8 protein-coding genes are annotated in these 11,508 nt (G+C 51.6%); 6 read left to right on the forward strand and 2 right to left on the reverse strand.

Going from position 1 to position 11,508, the window contains the following annotated elements:
- The first annotated feature begins 498 nt into the window (after positions 1–498).
- The 6 genes from ACI4N7_RS04255 to ACI4N7_RS04280 all read left to right on the forward strand — a co-directional run bounded on the left by ACI4N7_RS04255 (position 499) and on the right by ACI4N7_RS04280 (position 6,062).
- Positions 499–1,116 (forward strand): GTP pyrophosphokinase, encoded by a 618-nt coding sequence (locus tag ACI4N7_RS04255; protein ID WP_439732125.1) that lies wholly within the window; start codon positions 499–501, stop codon positions 1,114–1,116.
- Positions 1,117–1,241: 125 nt separating this feature from the next.
- The gene (locus ACI4N7_RS04260) at positions 1,242–1,916 is read left to right on the forward strand and encodes a response regulator transcription factor (RefSeq protein ID WP_439732126.1); all 675 of its coding nucleotides are present in this window, start codon (positions 1,242–1,244) and stop codon (positions 1,914–1,916) included.
- A gap of 2 nt (positions 1,917–1,918) precedes the next feature.
- The gene (locus tag ACI4N7_RS04265) at positions 1,919–3,202 is read left to right on the forward strand and encodes a sensor histidine kinase (RefSeq protein ID WP_439732127.1); all 1,284 of its coding nucleotides are present in this window, start codon (positions 1,919–1,921) and stop codon (positions 3,200–3,202) included.
- A 571-nt stretch (positions 3,203–3,773) separates the two neighbouring features.
- Entirely contained in the window at positions 3,774–4,628 is an 855-nt protein-coding gene (panC, locus tag ACI4N7_RS04270) for a pantoate--beta-alanine ligase (RefSeq protein ID WP_439732128.1), read from the forward strand.
- On the forward strand, positions 4,628–5,011 hold the full coding sequence (gene panD, locus ACI4N7_RS04275; protein ID WP_439732132.1) for an aspartate 1-decarboxylase: 384 nt from the start codon (positions 4,628–4,630) through the stop codon (positions 5,009–5,011). Before panC ends, panD begins: the two co-directional genes overlap by 1 nt.
- Positions 5,012–5,096: 85 nt before the next feature.
- Positions 5,097–6,062, forward strand: a complete 966-nt coding sequence (locus ACI4N7_RS04280; RefSeq protein ID WP_439732129.1) for a bile acid:sodium symporter family protein — start codon at positions 5,097–5,099, stop codon at positions 6,060–6,062.
- A 256-nt stretch (positions 6,063–6,318) separates the two neighbouring features.
- Here ACI4N7_RS04280 and ACI4N7_RS04285 read toward each other — a convergent pair whose 3' ends face one another.
- Entirely contained in the window at positions 6,319–7,191 is an 873-nt protein-coding gene (locus ACI4N7_RS04285) for a YihY/virulence factor BrkB family protein (RefSeq protein WP_439732130.1), read from the reverse strand.
- A 228-nt stretch (positions 7,192–7,419) separates the two neighbouring features.
- Positions 7,420–11,163, reverse strand: a complete 3,744-nt coding sequence (locus tag ACI4N7_RS04290; RefSeq protein WP_439732131.1) for a phosphoribosylformylglycinamidine synthase — start codon at positions 11,161–11,163, stop codon at positions 7,420–7,422.
- Between the last annotated feature and the right edge of the window lie 345 nt (positions 11,164–11,508).

Consider the following 11,508-nt stretch of genomic DNA (forward strand, 5'->3'; position numbering starts at 1 on the left):
AGCTCCATATCCGCTGCCGAAGCCATATATCCGCCTGCAATCAATGCACCTGCTGTCAGCAGGGAAACTATCCATTTTTTACCTTTCATCGTAAGCACCTCTTTCGTAATCACTGGGAATATTATAGGGAAAACAGGACTTTCACAGAAGTCTCCCTTCTTTATGCAGTTGAAACCGATAGGTTATATCCTGCTGAAGGAAAATGACAGGAAATACAGGTTGGAAGGGTGCGTGCCTCCGGCGCAGGCTGTACGGAAAGGCTGTATCTGCCGGCCCGCAGGGAAGAGCATTTCATCGGGCTGAGGATGGCGGTATCGCCCTGGAGTACTGTGCAGAAGGTCCCTGAAGATCAAAGGATAGACCGCTTCTCAGCCCGCTGCCCCGCCGTCATTGACTCTACTCTCTCATACAAATTGACTGTCAGCCAAAATTTATATTTTCATAGAGATTCCATGGTATAATAAGAAAGATTTATTTTTTTAAGAAAGAGATATCATTATGCCTGCATCTATATACGGCGCCTGGAAGGACGCGCTTCCCCAAGTCCTTCAGCACATTGTTTCCCAGATTGAAGAATTCAGCCGAAAGCATAAGGAAGAGACCGGCGAAGCAGCCTATGAGCACCTGATCTACCGCATCAAATCGGAAGAAAGCATGCGGGACAAATGCATCCGCAAGGGTCTTCCGGAAAGTCCCGTCTCTGCCCTCTATGACATCCACGATGCCATAGGCATCCGCATTGTCTGCTGTTTTCTCAATGACATTTACGAAAATATTGACTTCATCCGTTCCATGCCCGGCTGCACCATTGTCAAAGGAAAAGACTACATCCGGAATGCAAAGCCCAATGGTTACCGCAGCTACCATCTGATCATCGACATGGAGACTCCCATGGAAGATGTAAAAGGACAGAATCCGGGCCATTTCTTTGCAGAAATCCAGCTCCGCACCATTGCCATGGACTCCTGGGCCAGCCTGGAACACCAGATGAAATACAAAAAGGATATCCGGAATCCGGAAATGATTACCAGAGAACTGAAACGCTGTGCTGATGAGCTGGCTTCCTGCGATCTGTCCATGCAGACCATTCGAAACCTGATCAGGCAGGAACACTGATTTCCCCTGCCTGATCCCCGTTACATTGAAAAGAGACCTGCCGGAAAGCGGGAGAGGAAACACAGGGAAACCTTTTCTTCATCTCCTCTGCGCTTTCGCCGGCCTCTGCCATAAAAGGAGATACTATGCGCTTACTGCTTGCTGAAGATGAAAAAGATATGGCGGACGTACTGATCGCCATTATGAAACACCAGGGCTTTGAAGTAGACTGGGCAGAAAACGGCGCCATTGCCGTAGATCTGGCTTCTAAAAAGAGCTATGACTGCATGATTTTTGATATTATGATGCCCGTGAAAGACGGTATTACGGCATTGAAGGAAGTCCGTGCCGCCGGTGATGTGACGCCAGTCATCATGCTCACCGCCAAATCGGAAGTGGATGACCGCATTACCGGCCTTGATTCCGGTGCGGATGACTACCTCACCAAGCCCTTTGCCATCGGGGAACTGCTGGCACGGATCCGTTCTCTCACCCGAAGAGGCCGCGATTTCACGCCTTCCACCCTGTCCGCCGGAGCCACCAGCCTTGACACGGAGGAGCAGGAGCTCTCCGCCCACAATTCCATCCGTCTGTCCGGCAAAGAAACCAGACTGATGAAGCTTTTCATGCTGAATGAAGGAAAGGCTCTGTCCACCTCCTATATTTTCCAGAAAATCTGGAGCGGAGAAGAGGGCGTGGATGAAAGCGTAGTCTGGATTTACATTTCCTACCTCAGAGAAAAGCTGTCTGCCATTAATTCAGACCTCACCATCCAGGGCGAAGAAGGGAAAGATTTCAAGCTCTCCGTGCGGGAGGGATAAGCATGAATATTATCAAAAAACTGCGTATCCGCTTCATCCTCCTGGCTACCCTGGCCATATTCATCATTGTGGCCGGCGCCCTGGGTCTCATTAATATGATGGGATACTACGCCATGCGGGAGCACTGTCTGGACACCATGACCTATATTTCCCAGAACGGCGGCAGCATGCCCTCCCGCTACCGTCCCGAAGGCACAAGCTCCTGGGGAAAAGATTTCTTCCCCGGTGTCACCTGGCCGGAAGACACGCCGGAATTTGCCTACCAGACCCGCTACTTCTCTCTCCGGCTGGACAGTGAGAACCATATCACTGCAGTAAACGTGAAAAACATTGTTGCCTTTTCCGAAGAGCAGGCCGTGGAATTCGCCCAGATTGCCCTTTCCTCTCCTCTGGAAAGCGGTTTTCTGCAGAAAAATAAAGCCCGCTACGGCTTCATGAAAACCACCCTTTCCGACGGCGGCACCCTGCTGGTCATTCTCGACTGCACCCGTGAATTTGCCGATGTACATACCTTCCTTTCCTATTCCATCTGGTTCGGCATTTTCTGCATTCTTCTCTATGTCATTATTTTCGCCTTCCTGTCCAACCGTGCCATTGCACCCTTTGTCAGAAATCTGGAAAATCAGAAACGATTCATCACCAATGCCAGCCATGAGCTGAAAACCCCGCTGGCCATCATTTCCGTCAATGCGGAAGCCATGGAAATGATGAACGGGAAAAACCAGTGGACCCAGGGCATTATCAAGCAGGTCCGCCGCATGTCCAGCCTCATCAGCCACCTCATCCTTCTCTCAAAAGCGGGAGAAGCAGACAAGGCCCAGCTGAACATTGCCCCCTTCTCTGCCAGCTCTCTGCTTCTTCCCCTGAAGGAAGACTTTGATCTTCTGGCCAAAGATCAGGGAAAGAAACTGGTTCTGTCCTGTGAAGAAGGTCTCACTGCCAAAAGTGATGAAAAATACATCAAGGAAATTCTCCATATCCTTTTGGACAATGCGGTGAAATACTGTGATGAAAAAGGCACAATTATGCTCTCCGCCTCCCATGGAAAGAAAAAAGACACCGTTCTCTTTACCGTATCCAACGACTACAAAGACGGCGAGCATGTGGACTACAGCCGTTTCTTTGAACGGTTCTACCGGAATGATGAATCCCACAACAGCAAAAAATCGGGCTACGGCATAGGGCTGTCCATTGCCCGGGAGCTGTCCTCCCTCCTTTCTGTCCCCCTGACAGTAGAATATAAGGACGGCCGGATCGCCTTCGTACTGACACTGAGGACAAAATAAAATCTGCAGAAATTTCAGAAGGTAAAGTACAGGGCGATCGTCCCTCTGCAGCCAAAGAACACAGATTCTCTTTCCACCCCTCCTTGACAACTTTCTTCTTCGGGAGTATTCTTTCTCTTGGAAGATATAACCTGTACCGGGCTCATAGGGGCATCTCGCAGAGAGAGCCTGAAATGACATGGACAGGTAAGCCTTTGGAAGGATTTTCTGATAATGGCTGCGGGGTATCCTGCAGAAGCAGGAGCTTCAGCGGCTGAAAAAGAGAAATGACTTCGGCAGATATCTTCCGGCAAAATTCATATCGCTTGGATTGTAATAACCGAGACGAATGCAGAGATTTCAAATCATAGGGCATCCTTTTCGGATGCCCTTTTTTGATTCCCGGGATGCCGACTGCCAGGAAAAACCTGATTCCTTTCTGCAATTGAATCAGTTCTTTCCCGGACAGCGGTTTCCGTTGGAAGCAGAGAAAAAGACGCATTCCTTTTGGAGTGCGCCTTTTTTTGTGAAATCCTGTCCCGTTGTTGCAGAAAAGCATTGGGAACGTATTTCCCGGGAAGGATGGCAGAAAATGATTCTTTGCCAGAAAATCAGCGAATTGAAAAAGTTTGTTCACCAGTGCAAGAAAGAAGGGAAATCCATAGGCCTCGTCACCACCATGGGCGCCCTGCATGAAGGCCACGCATCTCTCATCCGGGCTGCTCATGCGGAAAATGATGTGACCATTACCACGGTATTCGTAAACCCCACCCAGTTCGGCCCCAATGAGGACTACGCCAAGTACCCGAGGACGCTGGAGCACGACATGAAAGTAGCGGAAGAAGCCGGTGCCGACCTGCTCTTTGCTCCCACACCGGAGGAAATGTATCCTCACAAGGATCCCACCTGGGTGGAAGTATGCGGCCCTATCACCCAGGTTCTCTGCGGCAGGACAAGGCCAATTCATTTCCGCGGCGTGGCTACGGTATGCACCAAATTCTTCAACCTTACGGAATGTGACCGGGCCTACTACGGTCTGAAGGATGCCCAGCAGACCCAGGTGCTCCAGCGCATGGTGGATGACCTTTTCATGAATGTTTCGCTCCGCATCATGCCTATTGTCCGTGAAGCGGATGGCCTGGCAAAAAGTTCCCGCAATGTGTATCTTTCCCCGGAAGAGCACAAGGCGGCCCTGGTGCTTTCCAGAAGCCTGAAGCATGCTAAGGAAGCCTTTGACAAAGGAGAAAGAAGCCCAGCAAAACTGATTTCCCAGGTCACCGATGAAATCAAAGCAGAGCCCATGAGTGACATTGATTATGTGGAAATGTACGGCCTGCCCGGTCTTACGGAAATCGGAGGAACCATCAGCGGAAAAGTTCTTTTGGCTGTGGCTGTGAAATTCGGAAAAACAAGGCTCATTGATAACGTAGTACTGGAGGCGGAATGATGACCTATACCATGATGCACGGCAAAATTCACCGCGCCACTGTCACGGAAGCCAATCTGGAATATATGGGAAGCATCACCATCGATCAGGATCTGATGGACGCCGCCGGTATTCTTCCCGGCGAGCGGGTGCAGATCTGCAACAATAACAACGGTGCGCGGCTGGAAACCTACACCATTCCCGGCAGGAGAGGAAGCGGCGTCATCTGCCTCAACGGCGCCGCCGCCCGCCTGGCCGCCCTGGGAGACATTGTCATTATCATTGCCTATGCCCAGATGGATGAAAAAGAAGCCCGCTCCTTTGTGCCGAAAGTAGTGATGGTGGATGAAAAGAACCATCCCTTGAAGACAAGAGGAGAAGAAAAAGAAAGGGAAATCGGCTGATTTCCTTCCTGCTGTTTTCCATTCCTTCCGGAAAATTCCGTGAAGGTCTGCTCCCGGAAGGAATATTTCCATCAAGGAGTTTTCCATGCTTGATAAAATCATCCGTATCTGTACCCGCTACATGGCTGTAGGCGTTATACTGGCCGGCCTGTTCGGTATTTTCTTTCCTTCCGTCATGAAGCCGCTGGCTCCCTGGATTCCCTTCATGCTGGGGATCATTATGTTCGGCATGGGCATGAGCCTCAAGCCCTCGGATTTCAGCAATGTGTTCCGCCAGCCGAAGAACGTGGCCCTGGGAAGTCTTCTCCAGTTCGTCATTATGCCTTCCCTGGCCTTCGTGCTCATCAGGCTCTTCGCCCTTCCTCCGGCCATTGCCATCGGCGTGGTGCTGGTGGGCTGCTGCCCCGGCGGCACCGCTTCCAATGTCATTTCCTACATTGCCCATGCAGATGTGGCCCTTTCTGTTTCCATGACCATGGTGAATACCATCCTGGCCCCCTTTGTCACTCCCTTCCTCATCTGGCTCATCGCCGGTGCCTGGGTGGATATCAGCTTCACCTCCATGATGCTGTCCATCATTGAAATGGTGCTCCTTCCCCTGCTTGCAGGCGTAGGATGCAACTATTTCTTTCCCCGGCAGGTTGCCCGCGTGACAAAGGTCATGCCCATGCTTTCCGCTTTGGTCATCATCTTCACCGTAGGCTGCGTGGTATCCCTCTCGGGCCGCACCATTCTGGACAACGGCCTCATCATTCTTGCCGTTGTCATGCTCCATAATCTGGGCGGTATGGCACTGGGCTTCTTCTGCGCAAAGAAATTCGGCATGAACAAGGCGCAGATTCGTGCCATGGCCATCGAAGTCGGCATGCAGAATTCCGGTCTTGCCTCCACCCTGGCCCTCATGTATTTCACTGCCGCCGGAGGCATCGCCGGTGCCATCTTCTCCGTATGGCACAATGTATCCGGTTCCCTTTTCGCCTCCTGGTGCGTAGCACAGGATGAAGAAAAATCGGCCGCCAGACCGCTGGCCCGGGTGCAGATGAAATCCTGAAAGAAAAAGAATATGTGAAGAAACGGCTGAAACTCTATCAGATAATCAGACGTCAGACACTCTATCCACATTTCGGAAGAAAATAAATGATATAAGCACTGTCCCCTCGTCATTTCGAGCGGAGGGCCGCCTGCCATCATTTCAAAAACTTCCTAAAAATATAAGCGTCATGAAAAAGGACTGTGAAGAAATGATTGACATTTTTTCACAGTCCTTTTTGTATGCAGGAAGCACTGCCCTGATGTGCCGGCTCCTCCTATTGTCTTTCCTTATCCTCCAGGGCCTTGCTCCTCTTCACCGTTTCATCCCAGGTCACAATAAATTCGCCGCCGGTGATGATAACGATAGCCGCCAGATGGAACCAGATGAAGAGGACCACCAGACCGATGAGGGATCCATAGGTAAGGCCCATGGAAGATACATGAAGAATATAGTATCCGTAGGCTGCTGTCAGGGCAATCCATATGAAGGTAACAACAAAAGCGGCCGTAATGACCCGCTTCCAGTCGGACCGCCTTCCTGCCGGCGCATATTCATAGAAGGCCGCCAGAGAAAAGGCAATGATATTGAAAGGAATGCCGAACTTCACTACTGTCCAGAGTTTCAGAAACACTTCAGGCACATGAAAATAATAGGCGATGGCATAAACCACGGCATTTCCGAAGACAATGAGCCCCAGGGAAAGGATCATGGCAAAGGAAATAAATAGGGTAAAAATAATGGATTTCGCATTCACCCGGACATAGGACTGCTTGTTCCTGTCACCGAATACGGCGAGATCCGTAGAGCGGATCAACGTGTCCACCCCCTGGGAGGAGGTCCACAGGGCGCCGGCAAGACCGATGAAAAGCCAGATGGAACTGCGGGCCTGAATAATCCGGAGAATGTTTGTCTCCATGGTTACTGCCACATCATCGGGAAAATAGGAAAGAAGGCTGAGAATCACATGAATCTGGGGAGCAGCAAAGAAGAGCATACTGTTCACCAGGAAAATCATGAAAGGAATCAGCCCAAGGATAAAATAGTAAGTTGTCTCAGCTGCCAGGGCGGTCACATTATCATCGTTAAACCGCTGAATGAGCCTTTTTACAAAAAAGACCGCATTGCTGTCCGTGCTTTTCGGTTCCATGGGACTCCTCCTTTCCTGTATCTCATTTTATTATACCCTATCCCCGAAAAAAGAGGAAAAGGGGATTCCCGGCGCCCTCTACACCTTCCATCCCCTTCCTTTCTCAGGGAAATTCCCATGCAGTGCAGGGCCATAGCTCTGTTTTCAAGAAAGCATTGTATGTATTTTCTCTCAATGGAGGCGCACTAAAAAAGAGCAGACCGAAGTCTGCTCCTTTTCAAATTCTTTTTATCCGCGGAAATATTTCACGCCGGCTTCAAAGAGAGGCTGGTATTTGTTTCCACTAATATTCTTGGCAATGTTTTCACCGCGCCGTTCGGTGTGGCCCATCTTGCCCAGCACCCTGCCGTCGGGGCTGGTGATGCCTTCCACTGCCCAGCAGGATCCATTGGGATTAAACCGGCTGTCATAGGTAGGATTGCCGTCAAAGTCGGTGTACTGGGTAGCAATCTGGCCATTGGCTGCCAGGGCTTTGATCTGCTCATCGGAAGCAATGAACCGTCCTTCCCCGTGGCTGATGGCAATGCTGTAGAGGTCTCCCGGTTTGCAGAGAGCAAGCCAGGGGGACTTGGTGGATACCACTTTGGTGGTAACAAAGCGGGACAGATGGCGTCCGATGGTATTGAAGGTCAGGGTCGGTGCATCGCTGGTGAGAGGCTTGAATTCGCCGTAAGGCACAAGGCCCAGCTTGATCAGAGCCTGGAAACCGTTACAGATGCCCAGAGCCAGTCCGTCTCTTTCATGAAGCAGCTTATCCATGGCTTCCTTCAGCTTTTCATTGCGGAATACGGCTGCAATGAATTTACCGCTGCCGTCCGGTTCATCGCCGGCAGAGAAGCCGCCGGGGAACATGACGATCTGAGCATGGCGGATTCTTTCTGCCATTTCTTCCACCGAAGCCTTCAGTTCGGCAGAATCCCGGTTCCGGAAAATAAAGATATCGGAAACTGCCCCGGCTCTTTCAAAGGCCCTGGCGCTGTCCACTTCGCAGTTGTTTCCCGGCATGGTAGGAATGAATACTCTCGGCCTTGCCAGGTTTGTATGGACGTAGAACTGGGGAACTGCAGAAAAGGCTGGAAGCACCGGATCTTCCTTTTTCAGGCTTTCTGCCCGTCTTGGGAAAATGGGGTCCAGCGTCTTTTCATAAGCCTTGAGGAGATCCGAAAGCGCTATGGTTTCTCCATAAAGCTCCATGCTGTCTCCGCCGATGGTGCCCAGAATCTTCGTATGCGGTTCTTTGACAAACCTTTCCGCTTCCTCCTTCGTGGTTTCTACCAGAATGGCTCCGTAGAAATTGCCGAAGAATTTCGGAAGGGGCAGATTTTCGGTGAAATGAATGCCCAGTCCGTTGCCGAAAGCCATCTTGGCTGCCGTTACTGCTACGCCGCCATGATCTACTGCCTTCATGGCTGCCACATGGCCGGCCTTCACTTCCTGATAGAGGAAATCCGCATGTTTCTTGAATACATCCAGGTCCGGCATGCCTTCCCTGTCCTTCGGCATGCCGAAGAGTACCAGCACGTCCCCTTCTTTTTTCAGTTCCTGGCTCACTGCTTCCGATGCTTTTCCGGGAGCGATGGCAAAGGAAACGAGTGTAGGCGGTACATGGATATCATTGAAAGTTCCGCTCATGGAGTCCTTGCCGCCGATTGCGCCAAGGCCCAAGGCTTCCTGCATGTGGAAGGCACCCAGGAGAGCCGCTGCCGGCTTGCCCCAGCTGGTCTTATCTGTCAGTTTTTCAAAATATTCCTGCAGTGTGAGGTAGGCTTTTCTCCAGTCCGCACCCATGGAAACCAGACGGGTTACGGAAAGAAGCACGGCGTACACAGCGCCGTGGAAGGGGCTCCAGGATGCCAGATCCGGATCAAAGCCGTGGGCCATGAAACTGGCACTGTCCGTTTCTCCACGGCGTACAGGGAACTTGGCTGCCATGCCATCGGAGGGCGTCTTCTGGTATTTGCCGCCGAAGGGCATCAGCACGGTGCCGGCGCCTACGGTGGAGTCAAACCGTTCCGACAGGCCCTGCTGGGAGCAGTTGTTCAGATCTCCCATGGCAGAAAGCCAGGTATCTTTTACGGATGTAATGGAAGCGGGATGGAAATAGCCTTTTTCATCAGGCTTTGCAATATGAGCGGCCTTCACCTGACGGGCACCGTTGGTATCCAGGAATGCCCGGGAAATGTCCACAATGGGAACGCCTCTCCACTTCATCACCAGCCGTTTGGTATCAGTCACATCGGCAATAACAGTGGCCTCCAGATTTTCTTCTGCTGCATAGCGGATAAACTGATCCGCATCTTCTTTTTTGACCACTACAGCCATTCGTTCCTGAGATTCGGAAATAGCCAGTTCTGTGCCGTCAAGGCCTTCGTATTTCTTCGGTACCTTGTCCAGATCAATATCCAGACCGTCAGTCAGTTCGCCTACCGCTACGGATACACCGCCGGCGCCGAAATCGTTGCACCGTTTGATGAGGCGGGTCACTTCGCCGCGGCGGAACAGGCACTGGATCTTTCTTTCGGTCAAAGGATTGCCCTTCTGTACTTCTGCGCCGCAGGTCTCAATGGATTCCGTATTCAGTTCCTTGGAAGAGCCGGTTGCACCGCCCATGCCGTCTCGGCCGGTACGGCCGCCTACCAGGATAACCACATCCCCCGGCTCCGGAGTCAGGCGGATCACATGGTCTGCAGGCGCTGCTGCTACCACAGCACCGATTTCCATACGCTTGGCCACAAATCCGGGATGATAATATTCCTTGACTTCTCCTGTTGCCAGGCCGATCTGGTTGCCATAGGAGCTGTACCCTTTGGCTGCTTCAATGGTAATCTTCCTCTGGGGCAGTTTTCCCGGAAGCGTATCTGCCAGCGGTGTACGGGGATCACCGGCACCGGTGACGCGCATAGCCTGGTATACATAGGAACGGCCGGACAGAGGATCGCGGATACAGCCGCCAAGGCAGGTTGCTGCGCCGCCGAATGGTTCGATTTCCGTAGGATGGTTATGTGTTTCATTTTTGAAAAGAAGCAGCCAGTCCTCACTGCCCTTTTCCGTATCGATTTTTACCTTGATGGTGCAGGCATTCACTTCTTCCGAAGCATCCAGGTTGTCAAGCTTGCCTTCCCTGCGGAGAGCCTTCACTGCTGCCGTAGCCATATCCATCAATGTCACGGGGCGGTCTGTATCTTTTCCGTAAATATGGATGCGGGTATCTTCATATTCCTTGAGCGCTCTGGAAATAGGAGCAGTATAGGTACCTTCCTCCACATCAATATCCGTCAGCTGGGTAGAGAAAGTAGTATGGCGGCAGTGGTCGGACCAGTAGGTATCCAGTACACGGATTTCCGTAACTGTAGGATCCCGCTTCTCCTCATCCTTGAAATAATCGCGGATCATGGCCAGATCTTCATGACTCATAGCCAGTCCCATGCTGGAAATCAGATCATCCAGCCCCTGATCATCCAGATTTCTCAGTCCTTCCACCACTGGTACCGGTTTGGGATCTTCAATGGGAAGATCCAGTGTTTCTGCAGGAGCCAGGGAAGCCTCCCGGGATTCCACCGGGTTCACCAGGAATTTCAGGATTTTTTCCCTGTCCCCTTCCACAAAATGTCCATGGAATGCATACACCAGGGCACAGCGCACCCGGGCGCCGTCCTTTCCGGTGACAATGGCCAGGCACTGTTCTGCAGAATCGGCCCGCTGGTCATACTGCCCCGGCAGGAATTCCACGCCCAATACCAGATCTCCTTCAGGCAGTTTTTCTTCTATGCTGTCTACCGGAGGTTCAGAGAAAACAGTAGCTGCCGCCTTCGCATAATCCTCGTCAGTCAGTCCGTCCACATCATAGCGGTGATAAATGGCGGAATCAGAAATCCTGTCTCCCAGTACCTCCCGAAGCTCTCTGGTAAGACTTTCCTCCCCCTGGCGGAACCCTTCCTTCTTCCTTACGTACAAACGTCTGATATCAGACAAGTTCAACACTCCTTCCCCTTATTCCGAAGACCTGCGAAAATTTTCCGCAGCGCCCTTTGAAATGAATTGCCTACGTTGAAGCCTGTAAATACACCATTATATTACCACAAATCCAAAAGCGGCTCCACAGGGAATGGGCTCCGAAAGCGTCATGGGACGTACAAAGAAGGTGCGGCTTTTACCGCTGGCTGCATAAAAAGATTGCATTTGCTTCGCCCAGGGAGAGTGAACAGGTTCAGAGAACGGCGGCAGCATCATTGGATTCATCTTTGGCCGGGTGAGGATGATAAAGTCATCGCTGCGTACTGACCATCCCGCCGGATACCGTCATTCTGATCCGCAGGC

The sequence above is a fragment of the Dialister sp. genome, from assembly GCF_051885895.1.
Classification (GTDB): Bacteria; Bacillota; Negativicutes; order Veillonellales; family Dialisteraceae; genus Dialister.